The 24,053-nt window shown below is 68.2% G+C and carries 27 protein-coding genes and 1 pseudogene; 16 read left to right on the plus strand and 12 right to left on the minus strand.

The window, feature by feature from the left end:
* The first annotated feature begins 35 nt into the window (after window positions 1-35).
* Both ACLIVD_RS09285 and pyrE read left to right on the plus strand, forming a co-directional pair.
* Window positions 36-830 (plus strand): SDR family NAD(P)-dependent oxidoreductase, encoded by a 795-nt coding sequence (locus tag ACLIVD_RS09285; RefSeq protein ID WP_280784162.1) that lies wholly within the window; start codon window positions 36-38, stop codon window positions 828-830.
* A gap of 20 nt (window positions 831-850) precedes the next feature.
* The gene (pyrE, locus tag ACLIVD_RS09290; protein ID WP_005238397.1) at window positions 851-1,381 is read left to right on the plus strand and encodes an orotate phosphoribosyltransferase; all 531 of its coding nucleotides are present in this window, start codon (window positions 851-853) and stop codon (window positions 1,379-1,381) included.
* Between the two features lie 58 nt (window positions 1,382-1,439).
* On the opposite strand, the gene ACLIVD_RS09295 is transcribed toward pyrE, so the two are convergent.
* The 4 genes from ACLIVD_RS09295 to ACLIVD_RS09310 form a co-directional block, all read right to left on the minus strand.
* Entirely contained in the window at window positions 1,440-2,708 is a 1,269-nt protein-coding gene (locus tag ACLIVD_RS09295; protein WP_011597697.1) for an MFS transporter, read from the minus strand.
* Between the two features lie 34 nt (window positions 2,709-2,742).
* Entirely contained in the window at window positions 2,743-3,183 is a 441-nt protein-coding gene (locus ACLIVD_RS09300; RefSeq protein WP_283331594.1) for a MarR family winged helix-turn-helix transcriptional regulator, read from the minus strand.
* Window positions 3,184-3,276: 93 nt separating this feature from the next.
* Window positions 3,277-3,732, minus strand: coding sequence for an SRPBCC family protein (locus ACLIVD_RS09305; protein WP_283331593.1), 456 nt, complete (start codon window positions 3,730-3,732; stop codon window positions 3,277-3,279).
* Entirely contained in the window at window positions 3,729-5,276 is a 1,548-nt protein-coding gene (locus ACLIVD_RS09310; RefSeq protein WP_491932344.1) for a flavin-containing monooxygenase, read from the minus strand. Before ACLIVD_RS09310 ends, ACLIVD_RS09305 begins: the two co-directional genes overlap by 4 nt.
* Before the next feature lie 131 nt (window positions 5,277-5,407).
* Between ACLIVD_RS09310 and ACLIVD_RS09315 the strand changes: the two genes are divergently transcribed.
* Window positions 5,408-5,905 carry a DnaJ family domain-containing protein gene (locus ACLIVD_RS09315; protein ID WP_280784158.1) on the plus strand — a complete coding sequence of 166 codons (498 nt, stop codon included), beginning with the start codon at window positions 5,408-5,410 and terminating at the stop codon, window positions 5,903-5,905.
* 4 nt (window positions 5,906-5,909) lie between these two features.
* Here ACLIVD_RS09315 and ACLIVD_RS09320 read toward each other — a convergent pair whose 3' ends face one another.
* Complete coding sequence (locus tag ACLIVD_RS09320) at window positions 5,910-7,178, minus strand: benzoate/H(+) symporter BenE family transporter (protein WP_280784157.1); 1,269 nt, start codon at window positions 7,176-7,178, stop codon at window positions 5,910-5,912.
* Between the two features lie 245 nt (window positions 7,179-7,423).
* Between ACLIVD_RS09320 and ACLIVD_RS09325 the strand changes: the two genes are divergently transcribed.
* Window positions 7,424-7,717 carry a hypothetical protein gene (locus ACLIVD_RS09325; protein ID WP_283331591.1) on the plus strand — a complete coding sequence of 98 codons (294 nt, stop codon included), beginning with the start codon at window positions 7,424-7,426 and terminating at the stop codon, window positions 7,715-7,717.
* Window positions 7,718-7,721: 4 nt separating this feature from the next.
* Here ACLIVD_RS09325 and ACLIVD_RS09330 read toward each other — a convergent pair whose 3' ends face one another.
* Complete coding sequence (locus tag ACLIVD_RS09330; RefSeq protein ID WP_280784155.1) at window positions 7,722-8,363, minus strand: ScbR family autoregulator-binding transcription factor; 642 nt, start codon at window positions 8,361-8,363, stop codon at window positions 7,722-7,724.
* A 102-nt stretch (window positions 8,364-8,465) separates the two neighbouring features.
* On the opposite strand from ACLIVD_RS09330, the gene ACLIVD_RS09335 reads away from it, so the two are divergent.
* Window positions 8,466-9,194, plus strand: a complete 729-nt coding sequence (locus ACLIVD_RS09335) for a lysoplasmalogenase (protein ID WP_491932345.1) — start codon at window positions 8,466-8,468, stop codon at window positions 9,192-9,194.
* On the opposite strand, the gene ACLIVD_RS09340 is transcribed toward ACLIVD_RS09335, so the two are convergent.
* Complete coding sequence (locus ACLIVD_RS09340) at window positions 9,178-9,624, minus strand: hypothetical protein (RefSeq protein ID WP_283331589.1); 447 nt, start codon at window positions 9,622-9,624, stop codon at window positions 9,178-9,180. The genes ACLIVD_RS09335 and ACLIVD_RS09340 overlap by 17 nt on opposite strands.
* A 114-nt stretch (window positions 9,625-9,738) precedes the next feature.
* On the opposite strand from ACLIVD_RS09340, the gene ACLIVD_RS09345 reads away from it, so the two are divergent.
* From ACLIVD_RS09345 to ACLIVD_RS09365, 5 genes and pseudogenes are all read left to right on the plus strand, one after another.
* Window positions 9,739-10,338, plus strand: a complete 600-nt coding sequence (locus ACLIVD_RS09345; RefSeq protein WP_491932346.1) for a hypothetical protein — start codon at window positions 9,739-9,741, stop codon at window positions 10,336-10,338.
* A gap of 4 nt (window positions 10,339-10,342) precedes the next feature.
* The gene (locus ACLIVD_RS09350; protein ID WP_283331588.1) at window positions 10,343-11,029 is read left to right on the plus strand and encodes a TrmH family RNA methyltransferase; all 687 of its coding nucleotides are present in this window, start codon (window positions 10,343-10,345) and stop codon (window positions 11,027-11,029) included.
* Between the two features lie 34 nt (window positions 11,030-11,063).
* Window positions 11,064-12,182 (plus strand): glycoside hydrolase family 76 protein, encoded by a 1,119-nt coding sequence (locus ACLIVD_RS09355; RefSeq protein ID WP_280784150.1) that lies wholly within the window; start codon window positions 11,064-11,066, stop codon window positions 12,180-12,182.
* A 68-nt stretch (window positions 12,183-12,250) separates the two neighbouring features.
* On the plus strand, window positions 12,251-13,606 hold the full coding sequence (locus ACLIVD_RS09360) for an LLM class flavin-dependent oxidoreductase (RefSeq protein WP_491932347.1): 1,356 nt from the start codon (window positions 12,251-12,253) through the stop codon (window positions 13,604-13,606).
* Window positions 13,607-13,694: 88 nt separating this feature from the next.
* Window positions 13,695-14,349, plus strand: a pseudogene (locus ACLIVD_RS09365) (GTP-binding protein); the annotation flags it as partial.
* Here ACLIVD_RS09365 and ACLIVD_RS09370 read toward each other — a convergent pair.
* Window positions 14,346-15,011: a DedA family protein gene (locus tag ACLIVD_RS09370; RefSeq protein WP_005260048.1), complete on the minus strand. Its 666-nt coding sequence runs from the start codon at window positions 15,009-15,011 to the stop codon at window positions 14,346-14,348. The pseudogene ACLIVD_RS09365 and the gene ACLIVD_RS09370 sit on opposite strands and share 4 nt — an antisense overlap.
* A 24-nt stretch (window positions 15,012-15,035) precedes the next feature.
* Entirely contained in the window at window positions 15,036-15,767 is a 732-nt protein-coding gene (locus tag ACLIVD_RS09375; RefSeq protein ID WP_280784148.1) for a VTT domain-containing protein, read from the minus strand.
* Window positions 15,768-15,971: 204 nt separating this feature from the next.
* Between ACLIVD_RS09375 and fbaA the strand changes: the two genes are divergently transcribed.
* Complete coding sequence (fbaA, locus tag ACLIVD_RS09380) at window positions 15,972-17,006, plus strand: class II fructose-bisphosphate aldolase (RefSeq protein ID WP_280784147.1); 1,035 nt, start codon at window positions 15,972-15,974, stop codon at window positions 17,004-17,006.
* Window positions 17,007-17,065: 59 nt separating this feature from the next.
* Here the strand turns inward: fbaA and ACLIVD_RS09385 are convergent, their stop codons facing one another.
* Window positions 17,066-18,199, minus strand: coding sequence for an Rv0361 family membrane protein (locus tag ACLIVD_RS09385; protein WP_491932348.1), 1,134 nt, complete (start codon window positions 18,197-18,199; stop codon window positions 17,066-17,068).
* A 138-nt stretch (window positions 18,200-18,337) separates the two neighbouring features.
* On the opposite strand from ACLIVD_RS09385, the gene ACLIVD_RS09390 reads away from it, so the two are divergent.
* The 4 genes from ACLIVD_RS09390 (at window position 18,338) to ACLIVD_RS09405 (ending at window position 21,377) form a co-directional block, all read left to right on the plus strand.
* Window positions 18,338-18,754: a DUF3151 domain-containing protein gene (locus ACLIVD_RS09390; RefSeq protein WP_005260038.1), complete on the plus strand. Its 417-nt coding sequence runs from the start codon at window positions 18,338-18,340 to the stop codon at window positions 18,752-18,754.
* A 64-nt stretch (window positions 18,755-18,818) separates the two neighbouring features.
* Window positions 18,819-19,886: an FUSC family protein gene (locus ACLIVD_RS09395; RefSeq protein ID WP_105420637.1), complete on the plus strand. Its 1,068-nt coding sequence runs from the start codon at window positions 18,819-18,821 to the stop codon at window positions 19,884-19,886.
* 72 nt (window positions 19,887-19,958) lie between these two features.
* Window positions 19,959-20,885: a cation diffusion facilitator family transporter gene (locus ACLIVD_RS09400; RefSeq protein ID WP_283331583.1), complete on the plus strand. Its 927-nt coding sequence runs from the start codon at window positions 19,959-19,961 to the stop codon at window positions 20,883-20,885.
* Window positions 20,886-20,954: 69 nt separating this feature from the next.
* Window positions 20,955-21,377 carry a hypothetical protein gene (locus ACLIVD_RS09405; protein ID WP_283354069.1) on the plus strand — a complete coding sequence of 141 codons (423 nt, stop codon included), beginning with the start codon at window positions 20,955-20,957 and terminating at the stop codon, window positions 21,375-21,377.
* Between the two features lie 3 nt (window positions 21,378-21,380).
* Here ACLIVD_RS09405 and ACLIVD_RS09410 read toward each other — a convergent pair whose 3' ends face one another.
* On the minus strand, window positions 21,381-21,842 hold the full coding sequence (locus ACLIVD_RS09410; protein WP_280784143.1) for a pyridoxamine 5'-phosphate oxidase family protein: 462 nt from the start codon (window positions 21,840-21,842) through the stop codon (window positions 21,381-21,383).
* A gap of 63 nt (window positions 21,843-21,905) precedes the next feature.
* Between ACLIVD_RS09410 and ACLIVD_RS09415 the strand changes: the two genes are divergently transcribed.
* The gene (locus ACLIVD_RS09415) at window positions 21,906-22,862 is read left to right on the plus strand and encodes a helix-turn-helix transcriptional regulator (protein ID WP_283354068.1); all 957 of its coding nucleotides are present in this window, start codon (window positions 21,906-21,908) and stop codon (window positions 22,860-22,862) included.
* A gap of 17 nt (window positions 22,863-22,879) precedes the next feature.
* Here ACLIVD_RS09415 and ACLIVD_RS09420 read toward each other — a convergent pair whose 3' ends face one another.
* Window positions 22,880-24,049 (minus strand): thiolase family protein, encoded by a 1,170-nt coding sequence (locus tag ACLIVD_RS09420; RefSeq protein WP_491932349.1) that lies wholly within the window; start codon window positions 24,047-24,049, stop codon window positions 22,880-22,882.
* Between the last annotated feature and the right edge of the window lie 4 nt (window positions 24,050-24,053).

A 24,053-nucleotide genomic window follows, 5' to 3' on the forward strand; every position in this document is an offset into this window, starting at 1 on the left:
GCACAGGCGCGCAGCGCCTTGCTACCGTCACCGGTATGTCGACGCCCCCCAGTTCCGCCCGACCCGTTGCCCTCGTCACCGGCCCGACGTCGGGGCTCGGTGCCGGTTTCGCGAGGAAGTTCGCGTCTCTCGGTTACGACCTCGTGCTCGTCGCGCGTGACGAAACCCGCTTGCAGGCCCTCGCCGACGAGATGAAGGCGTTGTTCGACACCGAGTCCGAGATCCTGCAGGCCGATCTGGCCACGGCGTCCGGGCGTGAGGAAGTGGCGCAGCGCCTCGGGAAGGGTGTCGAGGTGCTGGTCAACAACGCCGGATTCGGCACGTCGGGCGAATTCTGGACGGCGACGCCGGATTTGTTGCAGTCCCAGCTGGACGTGAACGTCACCGCCGTCATGCAGCTGACCCGCGCGGCGTTGCCCACCATGATCGCGTCGGCGAACGGCACCGTCATCAACGTGGCGAGCGTCGCCGGCCTGCTGTCCGGGCGGGGATCGACCTATTCGGCGAGCAAGGCGTACGTGATCTCGTTCTCCGAGGGACTGGCGAACGGGCTGGGCGGCACGGGTGTGCGGATTCAGGCGCTGTGCCCGGGATTCATTCGCACCGAGTTCCACGAGCGCGCGGGCATCGAGATGAGTTCGATTCCGAAGCCGATGTGGCTGAGCGTCGACCAGGTGGTCGCGGCGTCGCTGGCCGACCTCGAGGACGGCAAGGTCGTGAGCATTCCCGGCCTCCAGTACAAGGTGCTGACCACTGCCGGTCGACTCGTCCCGAAGAGTCTGGTCCGGCGGCTGACCAACGTGTTCGGCCGGGGGCGTGCCCGCACATAGAGGTGGGTAGGGTTTTGGGCATGAGTGATCGCGAGGATCTGGCCGCGTTGGTGCGTGAGCTGGCTGTTGTGCACGGCAAGGTGACGTTGTCTTCGGGCAAGGAAGCCGACTACTACGTGGACCTTCGCCGCGCCACGCTGCATCACGAGGCTGGCCCGCTGATCGGGAAGCTGCTGCGTGAACTGGTGGCGGACTGGGATTTCGACGCCGTCGGCGGACTGACGATGGGCGCCGACCCGGTGGCGATGGCCGTGATGCACGCCCCGGGCAGGCCGATCGATTCGTTCGTGGTGCGCAAGGCCGCGAAGGCGCACGGCATGCAGCGGCAGATCGAGGGGCCGGACGTCGTCGGCAAGCGTGTCCTCGTCGTCGAGGACACCACGACCACGGGCAACTCTCCGCTCACCGCGGTGAAGGCGTTGCGCGACGTCGGGGCGATCGTGGTCGGTGTCGCGACCGTCGTCGACCGCGCGACCGGTGCCGACGAGGTGATCGCGGCCGAGGGTCTCGAGTACCGTTCGCTCCTCGGCCTCCCCGACCTGAACCTCTGACCGCACATGTGAGTGGCGAAGTGTGCCGGGGCACACTTCGCCACTCACATGGGGGTGGTCAGTCGGCGTCGGCGACCGTGACGGCCAGTGCTTCCTCGACGCTGTGCGGTTCGGGATCGTGCTCGTCGACGTGGGCGAGGACCTTGCGTCCGGTCGCGAGCACGATGATCGCGGCGGCGGTGCACACGGCGCCGACCCAGAACGGCATGTGGATGTTGCTCTCACCGAGCTTGCCCGCGACCCACGGTGCTGCGGCGCCGCCGACGAAGCGAACGAAGCTGTACGCCGCGGACGCCGTCGACCGCTCGACGGGTGCGGAGATCATCACGGTCTCGGTGATGAGCGTGTTGTTGACACCGAGGAACAGCCCGGCGAGCACGACACCGACGACGAGCACGGTCTTGTTGTCGGTGAATGCGGCCATCATGGCGAGGTCGAGGGCGAACAGTGCGAGGGCCAGCATCATCATCGGCAGCGTGCCGAAGCGACGCTGTAGCCGCGGGGCGAGGAACACCGACGCGACGGCCAGTGCGAGGCCCCACCCGAAGAAGATGAATCCGATCGAGTACGTGCCCATGTCGAGCGGGAACGGTGTGTACGCGAGCAGTGTGAAGAAGCCGTAGTTGTAGAGCAGCGCGGTGATCGCGACGGTGAGCAGGCCGCGGTGGCGCAGGGCGAGGAACGGTGCGGCGATCGACGTGCGGTGCTCCGGCTTGGGCGCGGACGGCAGCATCACGACGATGAGGATGAACGCGACGGCCATCAGGGCTGCGACGCCGAAGAACGGTGCGCGCCAGCTGATGTTGCCGAGGACACCACCGACCAGCGGGCCGACGGCGATGCCGATGCCCAGCGCGGCCTCGTAGAGGATGATGGCCCGCGCGACGCCGCCGCTGGCCGCGCCGACGATGGCGGCGAGCGCGGTGGCGATGAACAGGGCGTTGCCCAGTCCCCAGCCGGCGCGGAAGCCGACGATCTGCCCGATGGTGCCGGAGCTGCCTGCCAGCGCCGCGAACACGACGATGACGGCGAGTCCGGTGAGGAGGGTTTTCTTGGCGCCGATCCGGCTCGACACGACGCCGGTGATGAGCATCGCGACACCGGTGACCAGCATGTAGCTGGTGAACAGCAGCGACACCTGGGACGGCGTCGCGTCGAGTTGTTCGCCGATCGGCTTGAGGATCGGGTCGACGAGTCCGATGCCCATGAACGCGATGACGCTGGCGAAGGCGACTGCCCACACCGACTTCGGCTGGTGGAGGAGGCTCGGTGGAGCCTCGCTGGATGTGCTGTTCGTGACGGTTGCGGTCGTGGTGCTCACGGCCACCTCCTTCGATGTATGTCGGGGTGTGGATGGGTGGTCAGGCGCGCGCCGACGATGTGACGATCGAGCGCAGTTCCGACAGGCCCTGCGTCAGTCGTTCGAGTTGCTCGGGTTCGAGGTCCGCGAAGTGCGGGGCGAGTGCACCCGCGATCTCGTTGCGGGCCACGGTCAGCCATTCGCGGCCCAGGTCCGTGATGGACACCCGGACTGCCCGGGCGTCCTCTGGATCGGGTCGGCGGGCGACGTATCCGCGATCGGCCAGCTTCTGTAGGAGGGCGGTGGCGGACGGTTGCGAGCATCGGTCGATGCGGGCGAACTCGCTGATCCGAATCTCGCCCTGGTCGTCGAGCAGGGCGAGGGCACGTGTCCACGGCCGGGGGTGAGCCTCGGATCCGAAGGAGCTCGCGAGCCTGGTGAATCGGTGAGAATTCGTGACCAGGTCGACGAGCAGGCTCTGCAGCCGTGTGTCGTCGTCCATGCCAAACACATTACATAGGCTAACTAACTATGTAAACCCGATGAAGAGCTACACGGCCCGCATCCGCCCCTCAGTGGGTGCGGGCCGCGACGCTCAGGACGAGTGCTTCGCGCCCTGCTCGACCTGACGCCGCAGGGTGGCGTCGGTATGGCGGATCGCCTGCGCGACGAACGGCTCGATGATCTTGCCGAGCGCCTTACCCGCGAGTCCACCGGGCAGGTCGTAGCGGAAGTCGACCGTCAGGCGGGTCTCGGTCTCGCCGATTGCCTCGAACTGCCACCGCGACTGGGTGTACAGGCCGTCGATCGATTCGAGCTCGATCACCGAATTGCGTTCCCACCCGGTGACCTTCACCACGGAGTCGAGGGTCTTGGGGCCGACCTTCATCGCGGCGTCGTAGACCGCGCCGAGGCCTCGGTCCTGGTCGCCGATCGGATCGAATTTCGTGATCCCGAACATCCAGGACGGGACGTGGCGGTAGTCGTCCACGTAGTCGAACGTGGCCGCGACCGGTGCGACGGCGACGGCAGTGTGATGGATCTCGATCATCGTGACTTTCCTGACGGGTGGAGGGCGGGGGGCTGCTCTGTCCGGTACGGCCGGATGGCGTAGTTCTCGAGGTCGAACCGGGCGAGGCGACGGCGCAGGGACCCGGTGGACCAAGGCCATGCGGCGAAGTTCCTGCCGTCGGCGTCGAGGTAGTAGCTACTGCAACCGCCGTTGTTGAAGACGGTGGGCTCCAGACCCTTCTGCACGGCGTCGTTGAACCGGCGGAACGGCTGATCGCGCACCTCGAGCACTTCGATGCCCTGCCGCTCCGCCTTGGTGAGTCCGTCGATCACGTAGTCGAGCTGGGTCTCGGCCAGTCCGAGAAACGAGTTGTACACCAAGATGTTCGGGCCCAGCATGATGTACGCGTTCGGTGCGCCGGGCGTCGTGGTGGCCAGGTAGGCCTCGGGGCTCTTCGACCACTTCTCCGACAGCAGCGTTCCGTCCCGGCCGCGGATCCGGCTCGCGATCGGTGGATGGCTCACGTCGAAGCCGGTGCCGAAGATGATGACGTCGACCTCGCGGCGGGTGCCGTCGGCTCCGACCACCACGCGTCCGTCGACCTGGGCGAGGGCGTGCGGAATCAGCTCGACGTTGCTTTTCGTCAGCGCCGGAAGATACGTGTTGGACAGCAGGAGGCGTTTGCACCCGAGCGTGAAGTTCGGTGTCAGGGCCGCGCGAAGTGCCGGGTCCGGTACCTGTCTGGCCAGCCAGCGGGTACCGATGGGGTTGAGGAGCCGGGCGGTACGTTCGCGGCGCATCACCGAAGTAAGCGTCCGCAGGATGACGTCGAGGAGTCGCCTGAACGCGCGCTGCACCGCGGGCACCCGCGCGAACACCCGCTGGGCGATGCGGGGGAACGGAAAGTCCAGGCGCGGCACCACCCAGGCCGGGGTGCGCTGGAAGACGTACAACTCCTCGACATCCGGCTGGATCTCCGGGATGAACTGCACCGCGGACGCGCCGGTGCCCACGACGGCGACCCTCTTCCCGGTGAGGTCGACGTCGTGGTTCCAGCGGGCGGAGTGGAAGATGTCGCCGTCGAAGCCGTCGATTCCAGGTACGGCGGGAGTGCTCGGTTCGGTGATGGGGCCCGCCGCGAAGATCACGTGCTGGGCGACGATCGTGCCGCGGCTGGTGTCGAGGATCCAGCGTCGGCGCTCGTCGGACCATGCGGCTTCGTGAACTTCGGTCCGTATCGAGATCCTGGACTGCAGACCGAACGTGTCGACGGTGTCCTCGATGTAGGCCAGCAGTTCCGGTTGCAGGGCGAAGTTGCTGCGCCACCGCGGATTGGGGTGGAAGGAGAACGAGTACACGGGGGCGGGGATGTCGACACCGCACCCGGGGTACGTGTTCTCCCGCCACACGCCCCCGACGCGATCGGACTTCTCCAGGACGACGAAGTCCGTGATGCCGGCGCGTTCGAGCTTGACCGCGGCGGCGATCCCGGACAGACCGGCGCCGACCACGACGACGCGCAGGTGCCGCTCGTCTCCGCTGCCGTCGGGTGCGGCGGCGTGCTGAGTGGTTGTCGCTGTCATGGCTTCTTCCCTGGGGTGGATGCGGAACCGTCAACGCCGGTCCAGTTAACTGAGACGCCGTGTCACAGTAAAAGGAAGTATGTGCCTTGGCAAGTGCCGTCGGCAACCGCGGGTGGACGGGTCCTGGAAGAATGTCCTCCGTGACCGAGCGCAAACCTCCCGGGGTGAGCTTCGAGAGCTGGATCGACAAACAGATCCGGCTGGCTCAGGAGCGCGGCGACTTCGACGATCTCCCCGGCTCGGGTAAACCGATTCCGGCGGGCGATGTCGACGACGAACTGTGGTGGGTGAAGAACTACCTCCGGCGCGAGAATCTGCCCGCCGATTCGCTGCTTCCCACACCGCTGCAGCTGCGGAAGGAGATCGAGCGGTTGCCCGACACGATCCGCGGTCTGCCGTCCGAGCGGGCGGTGCGGGACGTGGTGGCCCAGCTCAACCTGCAGATCGTCGCCTGGTTACGGGCCCCCTCCGGCCCACGGATCCCGGTCGGTCCGGTCGACGCGGACGAGGTCGTCGCGACCTGGCGCCAGCAGAACCGGCCGGCGCGGAAGCCGAAGGTGACGGCGTCGCCGGAACCCGAGCCGGATCCGCCCCGAACGGGCACGCGGTGGTGGCGGCGGAGACGGTGACGGATCACTCCTTCCGGAAATCACCCGATTCCATCACCCGGGACACGAGCAGTCCGGCGATCAGCCCCCAGAACGCGGCCCCGATGTTGAGGAACTGCATGTTCGACACGGTCACGAGGAAGGTCACGAGCGCGCCGAGCGTGTGCCGGGAGCTGAACGCGGCGACGAACGAACCCTGCAGCGCCCGGAGCATCGCGAGCCCGCCGAGCGTCGCGACGAACGCGACCGGGGTGGCCAGCATCAGCTGCACGAACAGCGGCGCGAACAGGCCGACGACCATGGCGAGCAGCCCGCATGCGACGGCCGCCGTGTACTGCCTGGTGCGCTGCCCGGACGCCACCAGCAGGGCGTTGGTCGGACCCGTCAGGCATGTCGAGACGGCTCCGACGGCGGAGGTGGCGAGGGACCAGACCCCGCACAGGACGGTGCCGACGTTCATCGGCGGCTTGTGGCCGGCGGACGTCAACACGGCCGCGCCCTGACCGTTCTGCACGACGATGACCGTGATCGCCAGCGGCACGACCAGTTCGGTGATCGCCTGCCAGGTGAACTGCGGAGCCTGGAACATCGGCGCCGCGATCCACGGTGTACCCGAGCCGGTCGGGTGGAAGCGGCCCGTGACCGCCACCGCGGCTGCCCCGACGAGTAGTGCGCCGAGGATCGGTGGCATCCACCGGCCGAGCGCGGCGCGCGATGCCAGGGCGACGAAGGCGACGACCATCGGAACGGCCACGGCCGCATCGGTTCCCACGGCACGGACCAGGTCGGTGCCGAACTTCAGGAAGACGCCGGCCACCATGGCCATGACGATCGGCATGGGGAGCATCGCCATGACCTGACGCACCCGCCCGGTCAGTCCGAGGGCGAGGATCAGGAGCCCGGTCACCAGAAACGCGCCGAGCACTTCCGGCCACGACAGGTGGGTGAGCGAGCCGCCGACGATGATCGTGCCGGGAATCGTCCAGAAGAACGCGAGCGGCTGACGGTACAGCCAGCTGGCGAGGGCGGTCAGGATGCCGTTGAGGAAGAAGACGCCGGAGATCCACGACGCCATCTGCTGGGGCGACAGTCCGCCCGCGGAGCCGGCGGCCAGGATCACGGCCACGGGACCCGTCGCGGAGAAGATCAGCCCGATCAACCCGTTGGCGGCGTAGGTGGCGCCGAGGTCGCCGAGCAGGCGGCGCGGGCCCGCGGGCGGCCACGGCGGTCGCTCGAAGCGAGGGGGACGGGTCTGCACGTCGTCGCTGCGAGTCGGTTCCTCGGTGGTCGTCATGAGGCCTTCCTGCTCGGGCGAAACTCGCGATGTACGCAGAGCGGTCATGTCATCCGCAGTGCGTACATGCTGAGTGTGGTCTGGATCATAACCACCCGCGTCCCGGGGCCCCACGCCGGGCCGCCGAACCCTGGGTGGGGCGCTTTCCATCCCTGGGGTGAACGACACCCGGGCGGCATCACGACAGACTCGAAAGCGTCGACCCGACACCACCCGCACCGACGAACCATGCGAAGAAGGGCCACATGGCTGAACTCACCCGAATTCCCCGACAGCGACGCGCCGTGTACGTGCGGCGCACCACGGTGACAGCGGAACGCGAACCGCGTTCCGCCGTCGAACGGACGTCGACGTTCCTGGCCTACGGACTGCTGGCGTTGTTCGGCGGGCTCGGCATCTTCGGAACGATCTGCTCGGTCGACGCCATCCCGGACGGCGCCCGGATCGCCGTCGTCCAGACGGTGCCGACGCAGACGCAACCGCTCGATCTGCCGCATCCGGCGCCGGACACTCCCGCGCCCACACCCGGCGGGGTCTGAGCCCTCAGGACGCGACGTCGTCGCGCAGTGCCGCGAGTTCGAGCAGGCGGGGCAACATGTCCGGCGACGCGATCGAGGGCAGGAGCAGCGCCCACATGTCGGCCAACCGCTCGTACAGGTCGGAACGTCCGGTCAGTGCCTCGGACACCAACTGCATACCCGTGAACGAACTGACCAGGAACCGGGCCAGTGCGGCAGGGTCGACGGTCCCGCGCAGTTCTCCCGCCTCCCGCGCCTTGCCCGCGAGCGCGACGAGGGTGTCGGTCCAGTCGATGTAGGGATCGGTGGCCGGGCCGCGGGACGTACCGAGTTCCAGGGTGAGTCGCACCCCCGCGCGCACGATGGGCTCGGTCAGCAGCTGGCGCGCCATCTCCTTGGCGCACAACAGGATCGCCTCCATCGGTGACTGCGCCGTCGCGAGCACTCGCTGCGCCGCCAGCATCGCCATGGCGTGCTGTTCCTTGATCACGGCCCAGGCGAGTGCTTCCTTGGACTCGAAATGAAAGTACAAGGCGCCCTTCGTCACGTCGGCGTAGGAGAGGATCCCGCTCAGGCTCGCGCCGCCGTACCCGAGCTTCTCGAAGCTCAGTGCCGCGCCCTCGAGTACCTGATGGCGGGTGGCTGCCGCGCGCGCCTGTTTTGCCATCACCTGTGCCTCACAATCGCGGATTGTCCGTCGCGTCCACTCTCAAGTCAACCACTCTTCGGGCCGGTAACCTCGGCACGTCCGCGAGTGTGGGAGGAAGACGTGAAGTCGAAGAACAACTGGGGTGTCGAGCACGCTGTGTTCGCCGGTGCGACGCTGGCCACCGTCGTCGGGGCCGTCACCGGACGTGAACGGTGGCAGCAGGTCGCGAAACCACTGATCGCGCCCGCGCTCGCCGCCCGCGTGCTGCGGCGGCGCGCCGACACGGACCCCGCCGACGTCGCGCTCCTCCTCGCCGGTCTCACGGCCGCGACCGTGGGCGACGTCTTCATGATCGATCCCGACGACGACGCCCGCCTGGTGCGTGGCGCGTCCTCGTTCGCCGCCATGCAGGTCGGCTATTCCGCGTTGTTGCTGCGCCGGGGCGCCCGGCCCACCGCGCCCGCACTGCTTCCCCGGTTCGCCGGCTGGGCAGGCGCGGCGGCGCTGCTCCGCGGGCGGGCGAAGGAGGTCGCCGTGCCGCTGACCGCGTACGGGTCGCTGCTCGGCACCACGTCGACCCTGTCGGCCGATCCGTCCCTCGCGCCCGGCGCGGACGTCGTCGCGAATGTAGCCGTGCCGGGAACTGACCGTCGTAGCTGGCTCGGCGCGGGCGGGATGCTGTTCACCGCCTCCGACGGTCTGATCGTGGTGCGGCGCTTGTTCATCCGGGGTGAGCGGGGGAGGGCTGCGGCGGAAGGTGTGATCCTCGCCAGCTACGCTGCGGCCCAATTGCTGCTCGTCGAGGGGATGCTCGTGCTCGGGCGTCGCCGGGTCACGGGCAGAGCATGATGTGGTCCCGGTCCTTCGGGTCCACGAGAATGGTGATCGTCTCGCCGGGCACGAAGCGTGTCGCGTTCTCCCGCCGCACCTCGTAGACGACGCGTCCGGCGTAACTCTCGGAACCGGGCACGGTCAGCCGCAGATCCAATTCGGTGAGTTCGCCGTTGTCGGGGGTGCGGCGAAGTGGAGTGACGTGCTCGATCCGGGCCCAGCCTTCGAGCCCGTGTCGTTCGAGTAGGCGGTCGGCGCGGCTGGGCCGTTCGGCCGCCATCATCCCGAATCCCAGCGCCGAACCGAAGGCGGCGACCAATCCCATGATCTGGTACGGGATGGTGGCGGGAGGGGTGTGCTCGATCAACCATCCCAGCCAGACGGCGAGGACGATGACGTAGCCGACCGTGACGAAGCAGACCGTCCGCACGATGCGCTGATGATTCATCGATTGCCTCCACCTCCAGGTTAGCCCGTCCCGGCGTCGCCGAGGCGGCTCCACCGCCGCACTGCCGTTAGAGTGCAGTGTCGGCAGCAGGTAAGCGTGTGTGGAGGTGGCCGTATGGCGTGGCGTCGGGTGTCGTTGGTGTGTCTGAGCATTGGCTCGGCCATGATGCTCGCAGGGTGTGGTGGGTCCTCGGACGCGGTGGCACCGCCGCCGTCCACGACGACTGTCGCGGCTCCTGTGACCACCACCACGACCACGGTTCCGCCGACGACCACCACCACGACCGTTGCGCCGCCGCCCACGACGACGGAGGCGCCGACCACGACGCTCGTCGACGTCCCCTACGAGCACAATGAGTCGTACTTCTTCACGTCCCCGGACGGCGGGTTCCAGTGCGGCATCATCAAGCTGCCGAACCGCACCGAGGCCGGATGTCAGGGGTCGACGAGCCCGGTGCCGCCGCGCCCGGCCGACTGCATGGTCGACTGGGGTCACGGGATCCGCGTCGAGAACGACGGCGAGGCGTCGTTCATGTGCGCGGGTGGCCTCGTCTACACGTCGGGCGGCGACGAACCGGACGCGGCCCTGCCCGCCGGGGCGAAACTGACCAAGCTCGGCTACACGTGCAGCACCACGGCCACGGCCGTCACGTGCACCAACGACGAGACGTCGCACGGGTTCACCGTCGCCCCCAATTCGAACGAGACGTTCTGACATCGTGAGCGGAGTCGAGACCGGCCAGGTCGAAGTCGCCGAGGCGGGGCCCACCGAATGGGGGGACAACCCGAACGGCGTGGGCCCGTGGACCGAGGAGCACGACACCCCGGTCCCCGCCGACCCGCGTTACGACCCCGAACTGCTGGCCGGCGGCGATCGCCGCAACGTGGTCGACGCCTACCGGTACTGGACGCGGGAAGCGATCGTCGCGGACATCGACAGCCGCCGCCACCCGCTGCACGTGGCCATCGAGAATTTCGGCCACGACGCGAACATCGGGACGGTGGTGCGCACCGCCAACGCGTTCGCCGCCGCCGCGGTCCACATCGTGGGACGTCGCCGCTGGAACCGGCGCGGGGCCATGGTCACCGATCGGTACCAGCACGTCCTCCATCACTCGGACGTCGACGGCCTCGTCGAGTTCGCACGTGAGCGGGGTCTCACCATCGTGGCCGTCGACAACACGCCCGGGTCCGTCCCGCTCGAGACGGCGAGACTGCCCCGCGACTGCGTGCTCCTGTTCGGCCAGGAGGGGCCGGGAGTCACGGACCAGGCGAAAGAGGTTGCGGCGATGACGGTGTCGATCGCCCAGTTCGGTTCCACCCGCAGCATCAACGCGGGCGTCGCCGCAGGAATCGCCATGCATGCGTGGGTGCGTCAGCACGCCGACCTCGACCGTGCCTGGTAGCGGAACCCCCGGCGAATAGGCAAGATCAACTCTCATGCAGGACTCGTGGTCGGCGCGCGCGGACGCCGCTGAAGAAGCGGTGGTGAGCAGGCACCTTCGCCGGCTGTGGGCGCTTCCGGGCACCACGCTGGGCGTCGTCGCCTGGCCGGCGGTGCGGCGCGAGCGGCTGTTCCTCAGCTGGCACTACTGGTGGCAGGCCCACCTGCTCGACTGCGCCGTGGACGCGCTCGAACGGGACCCCACGCCGCGCCGTCGTCGGCGCATCGTGAAATTGGCGCGTAGCCATCGTTTGCGGAACCTGTCGGGCTGGACCAACAACTATTACGACGACATGGCCTGGCTGGGTATCGCCCTCGAGCGTGCCCAGCGAATGCACTTCATAGACAACAGAAGTGCGGTGCAGGCGCTCGAATCCCAGTTGTTCGACGCCTGGGCGCCCGAGGCCGGGGGCGGCATCCCGTGGCGGAAGGGCTCTGACTTCTACAACGCACCGGCCAACGGGCCCGCCGGGATCATGCTGGCCCGCACCGGAAAGCTGTGGCGCGCCCAGGCCACGGCCGACTGGATCGACGACACGCTGCGGGACGTGCACACCAACCTGATCGTCGACGGCATCCACCCGGGTGGTGAAATCGAAAGGAACGTCTACTCGTATTGTCAGGGCGTCGTTCTCGGCCTCGAAACCGAACTCGCCGTGCGCCTCGGTTCGCCGCGGCACCGCAACAGGACTCACCGGCTGGTCGACGCCATCGACGAGCACCTCGCACCCCGCGGCGTCATAAACGGCGGCGGTGGGGGAGACGGTGGCCTGTTCAACGGGATCCTCGCGCGGTATCTGGCGCTGACCGCGGTGATGCTGCCGTGGGAGTCGCCCGCCGACATCAGGGCACGGGAGATCGCCGCCCAGCTCGTGCTGAGCTCCGCGGAATCGGCCTGGGAGAACCGGCTGCAGATCGAGGGGCAGCCGCTGTTCGGCCACGATTGGACCAAGCAGGCGCAGCTGCCGGGGCTGGGCGGGGGAATCGCCACGTTCACCGGGGGCACCGTGCGGTCGTCCGGGGTCCCGGAACGCGACATGTCCGTCCAGCTCGGCGGCTGGATGCTGATGGAGGCCGCGCACATGGTTTCCGCGGCAGGGTATCCCCGCCGCTAGAGCGACGGTTCGAATCACGCGAAAATTAACCGTGTCGCCCCCGATTCGGCGCTGCTAAACAGTTCGTTATGTCAGATCAACAGCGGCAGCTGAGTCTCAACGCGTTCATCTACCCGGCCGGGCACCACGAGTCGGCGTGGCGCCACCCGCTCACGACGCCCGAGCGGCTGTACGACGTCTCCTACTTCCAGGACATCGCGCGGACCGCGGAGGCGGCGAAGCTGGACGCGATCTTCTTCGCCGACGGCCCGGCCCTGCGCAGCGACGTCGAGCACGGCGCCGCCGCAGCGCTCGAACCCATCACGCTGCTGACCGCCATCGCGACCGCCACCGAACGGATCGGCCTGATCGCGACCGCGTCCACGACGTACTTCGAGCCCTACAATCTGGCGCGACTGTTCGCGTCCCTCGACCACATCTCCCGCGGCCGGGCCGGCTGGAACATCGTGACCACCGGAACCGACCTGGCGGCCGCCAACTTCGGGCTCGCCGGCCACCCCGATCACGCCGACCGCTATGCGCGGGCGCGGGAGTTCGTCGACGCGACGGTCAAGCTGTGGGACAGCTGGGAAGACGACGCCATCCTGATCGACAAGGCCGCAGGCATCTACGCGGACCCGGCGAAGATCCACGAGATCAACTACGTGGGGCGCCACCTGCGGGTGCGGGGACCGTTCAACGCGCCACGCTCCCCGCAGGGGCACCCGGTGCTGGTGCAGGCGGGTGCGTCCAACGAGGGCCGCGCATTCGCGGGCCAGTACGCCGAGGCCATCTTCACCGCGCACCAGCGGCTGTCCGACGGGCAGGCGTTCTACGCGGACGTCAAGCAGCGCGCGACGCAGTACGGTCGCAACCCCGATCACGTGAAGATCCTGCCCGGCATCAGCCCGTTCCTCGGCGACACCGAGGCCGAGGCCCGCGACCTGGAGCGGGAGTTCAACGAACTCACGTCGCCCGAGTACGGGCTCGCCCAGCTCGAGAGCCTCACGGGTTCGAGCGTGCGCCACCTCGAACTCGACGCCCCCGTGCCCGCCGGACTGTTCGGGGACGCCGGCGACGTCACGGACAACCAGCAGAGTCGCCTGCAGGTGATCGCCGGGATCGTCGAGCGGGAGAACCCGACCCTGCGCGGATTGCTGCACCGTCTCGCCGGTGCGCGCGGGCACCGGGTCGTCGTCGGGACGCCGGTGCAGGTGGCCGACACCATCGAGGAATGGTTCACGCAGGGCGCGGCGGACGGTTTCAACGTCATGCCGCCGTACTACCCGGGCGGTCTCGAGGTGTTCGCGGAGAAGGTGGTCCCGATCCTGCAGGAGCGCGGGCTCTTCCGCACCGAGTACTCGGGCGCCACACTGCGCGACCACTTCGGTCTGCCCCGCCCCGCGAGCCAGTACGCGGACGCGTCCGGCGCCGTCGCGCTGTAGGCGCGGCCGCCGGCGTCCGCTCGCGCCCGGTGTCGCATCCGTTCCGTTCGAGTGGACGGATGTGACATCGGGAGCCCGCGGCTTGCGGATGGACCGGACGCAGGAGAAACTCGTAGAGCTCACCAACGGCTGCATCTGCTGCACCCTGCGGGAAGACCTCGTCGAGGCCGTCGCGCGGCTGGCGAAGGAGGGCCGGTTCGACCATCTCGTCATCGAATCGACCGGCATCTCCGAACCGATGCCCGTCGCCGCCACGTTCGACTGGGAGTTCGAGGACAGGTTCAGTCTCGGTTCGGTGGCCGCCCTCGACACGATGGTGACGGTGGTGGATGCGTCGACCTTCCTCGGTGAGCGAGGCCACCGTGCGCAGGCTCAACCCCACCGCGACACTGCTGCGCACCACGCGCGGCGTCGTGGATCCCGGTGAGGTTCTCGGGACCGGCCTGTACAACTCGGAGGTCGCGGCCGAGCTGCCCGGCTGGGCCGCGAGCCGCCCGGACCTCGCCGCCGTCTGGTCGCGGGCCGGTCCGAACCTCGTGATCGAGCCGGCCCAGCTGTGGGCGTCCGCGCACGAGACACCGGGGCAGGAGATCGTGTTCATCGGGATCCGCCTCGACCCCGGCGGTCCGCGGCGGATCCTGGAGCCGGCGCTGCTCACCGACGACGAGCTGGCGTCAGGGCCGACGGCCTGGGTTCGGTTCGACGACCCGCTGCCCGCGTGGGACGCGGTGCATCGGCACTAGTCCAGAACTTCTTCGACGGCCACTTCTTCGGGCGGCCGCGCCATCTCCTGCCGGTAGTGCCACACCCCGAGCACGGTGCCGATCACCAGCAGCGCGACCATCCCGGCGAGCACGGCCGGCATCAGCCACGACACCCGGTCCAGGAAAGAGCCGAAGTAGAAGCCGATGAGCAGCAGGACGGGTGCCCAGAAGATGGCGCCGATGGTGCTCGCGATCGTGTACTTGGTGTGGTTCATCTTGGCCGCACCGGCGACCAGCGGGCAAAGGGTGCGGACCCACGGAATCCAGCGGGCGATGAGGACCGCCCAGAAGCCGTGCTTCTCCAGCAGGACGTTGACCTTGTGCAGGTTGGTGTAGTTGAGATACTTCCCGCCCTTGCGGGCGAGGATGCGGTTGCCGGTGCGGTGACCGATGACGTACCCCACCTGGTTTCCGCAGATGGCGGCGATCATCGCGCCGACCGACAACGCCCACACGTGGCCGGCGCCCGACGCATGGTTGGCCAGCACGATTCCGGCGGTGATCAGCATCGAGTCGCCGGGCAGGAACAGGCCCAGGATCACCGCGCACTCGATGAACACGAACGCGAGGACGACGATCCAGACCAGAGCCGGGCCCGCCGAGACGAGAGGCCCGAAGGTGCCTGCTGCCGTGGTGACCATCGTCAGTGCGCTACTCGATCGGTTTCAGGAGGTCGGATCGGTGGGTGTGGTGACCGGCTGCGCGTCCTCGGTCGTGGCGCCCGCGCTCTGCCGCGACTTCACGACGCGCTTGCCCACCTCGAGAACGATCGGCAGGACGGACACGAAGACGATCAGCAGGAAGATGATGTCGACGTTGTCGCGGATGAACTCGATCTGACCGAGCAGGTACCCGAGCAGCGTGACGCCGGCGCCCCACAGGATGCCGCCCACGATGTTGTACGTCAGGAACAGCGAGTACTTCATCCGTGACGCACCCGCGACGACCGGCGCGAACGTGCGCACGATCGGAACGAAGCGGGCCAGGATGATGGTGATCGGGCCGTGCTTCTCGAAGAAGGCGTGCGACTCGTCGATGTACTTCTTCTTGAAGAACCGCGCGTCGTCATGCTTGAACAGGGCGGTACCGCCCTTGCTGCCGATGAAGAAGCCCACCTGGTCGCCGAGGATCGCGGCGATGGGGATCAGAACCAGTAGCGCCCAGATGGGGGCGAACGGTTCGATCTCCGTCGACTTCGACGCCGCGATGAGTCCCGCGGTGAAGAGAAGCGAGTCGCCGGGGAGCAGGGGGAACAGCAATCCCGACTCGATGAAGACGACCAGGAGAAGTCCGACGAGCACCCACGTGCCGAAGGAGTTGAGGAGGTTCACCGGGTCGAGGAATCCCGGCAACAACGCGAGGTTGGTCACGGAATCCGATGCTGCCTGCACAATCACGGCCCTCAGCGTACCGGCGTATTCCCCGACTGACGGAATACTGCAGGTCATGGAGTTTCGGCCGGGTCGTGGACCTGTCGAAACGGGGTGCCGCGACAGCCACCGGGAGACGTACGCTACCGGTATTGCCATACTGCTAGGACCACATCGCGCGCTGCGCTGATCGCGCGCGCCGAAATCGACTCTTAATGGAGGACTGCCGCCGTGCCAATCGCGACTCCCGAGGTCTACGCCGAGATGCTTGGTCGGGCCAAGGAGCACTCCTTTGCCTTCCCCGCCATCAACTGCACTTCTTCCGAAACCATCAACGCCGCCATCAAGGGCTTCGCGGACGCCGGCAGTGACGGCATCATCCAGTTCTCGACCGGTGGCGCCGAGTTCGGTTCGGGCCTGGGCGTCAAGGACATGGTGACCGGCGCGGTCGCACTCGCCGAGTTCGCGCACGTGATCGCTGCCAAGTACGACGTCACGATCGCCCTGCACACCGACCACTGCCCCAAGGACAAGCTCGACACGTTCGTCCGCCCGCTGCTGGAGATCTCGCGGCAGCGCGTCGAGGCCGGCCGCAACCCGCTGTTCCAGTCCCACATGTGGGACGGTTCGGCTGTCCCGATCGACGAGAACCTGGAGATCGCCAAGGAACTCCTCGCGAAGGCGAAGGCCGCCAACATCATCCTCGAGGTCGAGATCGGCGTCGTCGGTGGCGAAGAGGACGGTGTGGAAGCCGAGATCAACGACAAGCTGTACACCTCGCCCGAGGACTTCGAGAAGACCGTCGACGCCCTCGGCACCGGCGAGAACGGCAAGTACCTGCTGGCCGCGACGTTCGGCAACGTGCACGGCGTCTACAAGCCGGGCAACGTCAAGCTGCGTCCCGAGGTGCTCGAGACCGGCCAGAAGGTCGCCGCCGCCAAGCTGGGGCTGTCCGAGAGCTCGCAGCCGTTCGACTTCGTCTTCCACGGTGGATCGGGTTCGCTGAAGTCGGAGATCGAGGCCGCGCTGAACTACGGCGTCGTCAAGATGAACGTCGACACCGACACCCAGTACGCGTTCACCCGTCCGATCGTGGGTCACATGTTCACCAACTACGACGGCGTGCTGAAGGTCGACGGCGAGGTCGGCAACAAGAAGGTCTACGACCCGCGCAGCTACCTGAAGAAGGCCGAGGCCGGCATGACTGCTCGTGTCGTCGAGGCCTGCAACGACCTCAAGTCCGCGGGACGTTCCGTCTCCGGATAGGCGCTTCGCGCCCGTGCGCCTTTCCGGTAGCCACCGCTACCGGAAAGGCGCACAGTCGTTCATCGGGGGTCGCAGATCTTCCAGGTGCCGTCGACCTTCTCGAGGTTGAACGTGCGCCACGACTGCTCGCCGGGGTTGGCGGCCGTGTGGGCCTTCACCTGGGCGATGGCGCTGTCGCCGGTGATCTGCACGGCGTCGACGCCGCCGACCACCGGAATGTTCTGCTGGTTCACGGCGACCTGGTGGACCTCGGCGAAATCCTGATCCGAGATGCCCTGGTAGTACTCGGCGAGGCTGCCGCAGGTGCTGGTGCGCAGCGTCGCCAGATCGCCCTGGGTGAGGGCCGCGACGAACGTGTCGATCGTTCCCTGCACCTGGGCCTCGGGGGAGTTCTCGGCCTGGTTGTTGTTGTAGACGATCACGCCGGCGACCGCGATGGCGGCGACGACGATGACGCCGGCGGCGATCGCGGCGAACAGCCACGCCTTGCCGTGCTTCTTCGCAGGCTGCTGCGCCGCGGCGACGCGCTGCGGCGCGCTCTGCTGGGGCGGCAGCACCCGCTGCGGTGCGGCCTTCGGCGGGGCGGGCGCCGGCCGAGGGGGAGCGGGCGGCGGGGGCAGGGGCCGCGCGTTCTGAGGCTGGTTCGGCTGGGCGGCGGCAGGTCGGGGCGGCGGCGGCGTCGCCGGGACGGCGGGCTTCGTCACGCGGATCGCGACCGTCTCGTCGTCGGACGGCGGTGTCGCCTGCCCCTGCCCCTGCGGGGTCTGTGTGGTCGCTGCGCGGTGCATCTTCACGGTCGCGGCGTCGCCCGCTGCCGGCACGCTCTTCTGCGTCGGGATCGCGGTGGTGGCCGCCTCGGATGCCTTGTCCACGGGTTTCGCGGCAGAGTCCGGGCCGGCCTGAGGTGTCTCGGCTCGTGGGCGCGGGGCGGGAGGCTTGGGCAATTCGGGCTGCGGTTCGTCGGCCTTCTTCTCTGCTACCTTCTCGGGCGCCTTCTTCTGCGGGGGCTTCGGCTCGGGCGACTTCGGTGCGGCGGGCTCTGCGTCCGCCGCGGGCTGCGCGGTCTTCGCAGGCTTCGCGGTCGCGTCGGCGCCGCCGGCACCCTTGCCGGCGGTGGTGCCGGCCGCGGCCGGGCCGGACGGTGTGTCCGCGGCCGGCTTCTGAGTCGATTCGTCTTTCTTCGGGTCCTGCACTCGCTGCCCCTCGGTCTGCAGAGAAATGAACGTTGGGGGCAGCCTAACGACATCCTGCGTCATCGGAGACCGCGACAGGGCGCGTCGCGGACGCGGGCCGACGCAGTGACGGCGCCGCGGCGGGGGCACAATAGGCGCATGACGTCTTTCGGTGACCTTCTCGGACCACAGCCCACGCTGCTCCCCGGGGACGACGAGGCCGAGTCGGCCCTGTTGAACCACGAGGATCCGGCTTCCGTCGCAGCCGCCCATCCCACCGCATCCATCGCATGGGCCTACCTGGCCGAGGCGGCCCTCCAGGCCGACGAGACCATCGCGGCGTACGCCTACGCGCGCACCGGGTACCACCGTGGACTGGACCAGTTGCGTCGAAACGGGTGGAAGGGTTTCGGCCCGGTTCCGTACAGCCACGAACCCAACCGTGGTTTCCTCCGGTGCGTCGCCGTGCTGGCGAAGGCGGCGAAGGCGATCGGCGAAACGGACGAGTACGCGCGGTGCCTCGATCTGCTCGAGGACTGCGATCCCCGAGCCGCCGAAGCGCTTGGCGTCGGTTAGCGCCCTCAGCTCGGCGAAAGTCCGTGGCCGGGACGGGCTGAGGACTTCGGCCCAGCGACTGCGGGTGTCGGCACTGCCGATCCTGCAGTGCGCGATCGCTGCCGGCGCCGCCTGGTGGGTGGCGACGGTGGTGATCGGTCACCCGACGCCGTTCTTCGCGCCGATCGCGGCGGTGGTGTCGCTGGGGCTGTCTCTCGGCGCCCGCCTGCGCCGTTCCGTCGAGTTGGTGGCCGGTGTCACGATCGGGATCGGGGTCGGCGACCTCATCGTCTCCGTCATCGGGAGCGGTACCTGGCAGATCACTCTCGTCGTGATGCTGGCGATGTCCGCGGCCGTATTGCTGAACAGCGGACCGATCTTCTCGATGCAGGCGGGTAACTCTGCGGTGCTTGTGGCGACGTTGCTGCCACCCGGCGGCACCGCCGGTATCGACCGCATGGTGGACGCCTTGACCGGTGGTCTGGTGGGGATCGCCGTCGTCGCGCTGATCCCCACGCATCCCGTGGGGCGGGCGCGGAAATACGCCGCGAACGTTCTCGGGACGGCGTCCGAGGTGATGCAGCTGGTGGCAGATGGTCTGGTGGCCAACGACGACAAGCCCATCGAGAAGGCCCTCCAAAAGGCGAGGGCAACGCAGGCGTCCATCGACACGCTGCGGACCCACCTCGCCGGCGGCCGTGAGATCAGCCGAATCTCGCCGCTGTACTGGAACACCCGCGGCCGGCTCGAACGACTCACCGCGGCCGCGGACCCACTCGACAATGCGTTGCGCAACATCCGGGTTCTCGCGCGGCGTTCGCTCACGCTGGTGCGTGACGACGAGATTCTCAACCCACGGCTCGTCGACCAGGTGGAGAAACTCGCCCACGCCTTGGAAACCCTCCGGCAGATGGCGCTCGCCGACCCCGGTCAGCAACCCGATCAGGCCGAGGCGGCGCGAGTGCTGCGTTCGGTGGCGTCTGGACTGAAACCGGAACTGGTGGAGAACGCGGGCTTGTCGGCCACGGTCGTCTTCGCGCAGATCCGGTCGCTGACCGTCGACCTTCTGCAGGTTGCAGGGCTGAAACGCATCTCGGCTATCGCCACCCTGCCGCCCACCGTGGAGAAGCCGGCCTATCGTCCCGAGCTCTGACCGCCCGAGCACGCTGTTGAACATATGCGTATGTACGCATATGATCGGCACAACTCGGGAGGAGGCTCACCCATGGGAGTCGGTCACGGCCATTCGCACGGCCATACGCAAGGCAGCGGTGAGGTAGGCCCGTCGCGGGGTCGGATCCGCCGCATGGTGATCGCTCTTGTCATCCTCCTCGCGTTCCTGGTTCTCGAGGTCGTCGTCGGTCTCACCGTCAACTCGCTGTCGCTGCTCGCCGACGCCGGGCACATGCTGACCGACGTCGTCGGAATGTCAATGGGTCTCGTCGCACTTCTCCTGGCACGCAAGGGCAGTGCCACCGCGGCCCGGACCTTCGGCTGGCATCGCGCCGAAGTGCTCACGGCCATGGCCAACGCCGCGATGCTGCTCGCCGTCGCGGTCTGGGTGTTCTACGAGGCGATCTCCCGCATCGGCGACGCCCCCGACCTTCCCGGCATGGCGCTGATCCTCACCGCATCCGTCGGACTCGCCGCGAACCTCGTGGTGATGCTGATGCTGCGCGCCGATTCCAAGGACAGCCTGGCCGTCCGCGGCGCCTACCTCGAAGTGCTCGCGGACGCCGTCGGCAGCGTCGGCGTGCTCATCGCCGGCGGCGTCGTGCTGGCGTTCGACTGGACCTACGCCGACATCATCGTCGGTGTCCTCATCTCGCTGTGGGTGGTGCCGCGGGCGATGAAACTCGCCGCCGCGTCGCTGCGCATCCTCACGCAGGCGTCCCCCGAGGACGTCGATGTCGAATCGGTCCAGGCCGACCTCGAAGCGCTGCCCGGGGTCACCGGCGTGCACGACCTCCACATATGGACGCTGACGACGGGAATGGACGTGGCCACCGTCCACCTCACCACGGACGCCGACTCGTCCGTCGTCCTCGAATCGGCGCGGACCGTCCTCGAGAGCCATCTGCTCTCGCACGCGACAGTGCAGGTGGAATCCACCGCCAACGGACGCCACTGCGCCGAGAACGTCACCTGGTAGGCGCCCTGTCTGTTTCGTCCGGTATCGCGGCGGGAAATCGTTGCGGGACGACTCACGAAAGGGAACACCATGTCCACTCTCGCAGCGTTCGCACGACCCGTCGCCGTTGCCGCACTCGGTGCGGCCGCCCTCTTCGCAGCACCGGCCACCGCCTCCGCCGCGCCGTTCATGCCCGACCCGCTGGCGAACTGCAGCGGCGATCCGAGCATCATCGTAGAGAAGGAGGAAGGCGACCTGGTCGAGTGGGATTTCGATGCTCCCGAGGGCGCGACCACCGACGCTCAGGTGACCTACCTCAACATTGGTCAAGCGCCGACAGTCGGCACGTCCGGGCCCCTCGTGAACGAGAAGGGCACCGCCGAAGGGCCGGAGAAGGATCTGCCGGGCTTCACCGCCCACCTGATTCCCGGCGGAACCTACGATCCGGACGGTCCTGCCAAGAACGGCGTTGCGACCTGCCCCCTCGGCTTCGGATTCGCCGTCACGCAGTGACCGTCACTTGGTGAACCGGGTGACCTCCGCACCCGGTCGCCACAGATCGACGTACAGGTGGTCGCCGTCGACGGTGGTGAGCACCACCTCGTCGAGGCCGAGTTCGAAGACGTCCGCCTCGGGGATCTCGTCGGGGTAGTGCGCGAGGATCTGCAGTTTGCGTTCCCCGAGGATCTCCTGTGCGCGGCCGCTGATCTTGGCGTCGCCGCCGTCCATCGTGTGGTGACCGGGGTTGCTGTGGAGAGAGAATCGCGGATCGCGTTGCAGGTCCTGTACTTTGCGTGCACCAACCATCGAGCCGAGCAGTAACGCGCCTTCGTAGAACTCGACCTCGGTGCCGCTCACCCTCGGGGAACCGTCCTTGCGGAGCGTCGCCAGTACGTGGTGCTTGTGCGCCTCGAAGCGTGCGGCGACAGCCTTGGCGAGGTCGGGTGCTTCGGTCTCGAACTGCGTCCAGTTGGTCATGCCGACCAGTGTGTTCTCCTATCCCTGACATCTACTGTCAGGGATTTTCACTAGAATCGGAGCATGCGTTCGAGTCGGCTGGTCGAGGTGATGCTCCGTCTGGAGGGCAGTCGCGGGGCCACCGCGCAGCAACTCGCGGACGAACTCGGGGTCTCGGTCCGCACCGTGTATCGCGACGTCACGGCGTTGTCGGCGGCCGGTGTGCCGTTGTGGACGGAGAGCGGGCCCGGCGGCGGAATCCGGTTGCTCGACGGCTGGCAGTCGAAACTCGGCGGCATGACGGGCGAGGAGACGTCCGCGTTGATGTTGCTCGGTGTCCCGTCGATCGCCGACGATCTCGGTCTTCGCGACGTCACCGCTGCGGCGCAGTCGAAGCTGTTGGGGGCGTTGCCGGTCCCGCTGCGCGCCGGGGCTCAGCTGTGGCGGGATCGCCTCTACGTCGACGCCCCCGGCTGGTTCGACGGACCACGCGACAACGGTGAGCTCCCGGTGGTGGCGTCCGCGGTGCTCGAGGGTCGGCGCCTCGGCATCCGCTACCGCAAGGGGAGCCGTTCGGCGGCAAGAACTCTCGACCCCCTGGGGCTGGTGGCGAAGGCCGGTGTCTGGTATCTCGTTGCGCAGCACCGCGGACGGACGCTGTCGTATCGCGTGTCGCGGATCAGTGACGCGACCGTGCTGAAACAAGCGGCGGTGCGGCCCGACAACTTCGATCTGGGTGCGTGGTGGTCGGCGTCGGTGGCCGAATTCGATCGTGCGCTCCTGCGTTTCCGGTGCCGGGTGCGCCTGTCGCCCGCGTCGTGGCGCCGGCTGCCCCGGGTGGTCGGTGTGGAGGCCGCACGGGTCGAAGCCGGAACGCCGGACGACGACGGCTGGGTGACCGTCGACCTGGTGCTCGAGGCCGAGGACGTGGCGCTCGAGCAGATGACCGTTCTCGGCGGGGGAGTCGAAGTGCTCCAGCCGCACTCGCTGCGAGAGTCGCTGCGTGCGGTGGGGGACGCGATCGCCCGCCGAAACGGCTGAGGTGGACTACTGCCGCGTCACACGAGTCGTTCGAGCACCGTGGCATTGGCGAGTCCGCCGGCCTCGCACATGGTCTGCAGCCCGAACCGGGCCCCGCGCTGCTCCATCGCGTTGACCAGCGTGGTCATGATGCGGGCGCCACTGGCCCCCAGTGGATGTCCGAGCGCGATCGCGCCGCCGTGCACGTTGACGCGGTCCAGGTCGGCTCCGGTGTCTGCCGCCCAGGCCAGGACCACCGACGCGAACGCCTCGTTGACCTCGAACAGGTCGATGTCGGAGATGTCGAGTCCGCTGCGCTGCAGCACCTTGCGTGTCGCGGGAATGACGGCGGTGAGCATCATCAGCGGGTCGTCGCCGACGACGGCGAAGCTGTGGAGCCGGGCCAGCGGCCGCAGTCCCAGGCGTCCCGCGATCTCACTCGTGGTGATCATCAGCGCCGCACTTCCGTCGGACAGGGGACTGCTGTTGCCCGCGGTGATCGACCAGTCGATCTGCGGGAACCGCTCCTCGTAGAAGTCGCTGCGGAAGGCCGGTCGCAGGCCGGCGAGTGCGTCGAGCGTCGTGTCCGGCCGGATGGCCTCGTCGACGCTCAGTTCCGGCAGGACGGCGAGTTCCTTCGCGAAGTTCCCGGCACTCGTTGCCGCCGCGGCCTTCTGGTGGCTGCGCAGGGCGAACTCGTCGAGCTGGGTGCGGGACAGTCCCCACCGGGCGGCGATGAGTTCGGCGCTGATTCCCTGTGGGACGAGGCCGTCGGGGTAGCGGCGCTCGAAGCCCACGCCCATCGATTCGCGTCCGATGCTGCTGGATCCCATCGGAACTCGGCCCATCGATTCGACACCGGCGGCGACGACGATGTCGTAGGCACCCGACATCACGCCCTGCGCGGCGAAGTGAACGGCCTGCTGGCTGCTGCCGCACTGCCGGTCGACGGTCGTGCCGGGCACGGATTCGGGGAATCCGGCGGCCAGAAGCGCACTGCGGGTGATGTTCTGGCTCTGGTCCCCGACCTGGGTGACGGTGCCGCCGATGACGTCGTCGATCAGCGCGGGATCGATTCCCGTGCGCTCGACGAGGGTCGACAGGCTGTGGGCGAGAAGGTCGACGGGGTGCACTCCGTGCAGGGCGCCCGAGGGCTTGCCCTTGCCGATCGGCGTGCGGACGGCCTCGACGATGACGGCGTCTCTCATGATG

This window comes from Rhodococcus sp. G6(2025) (assembly GCF_058628105.1).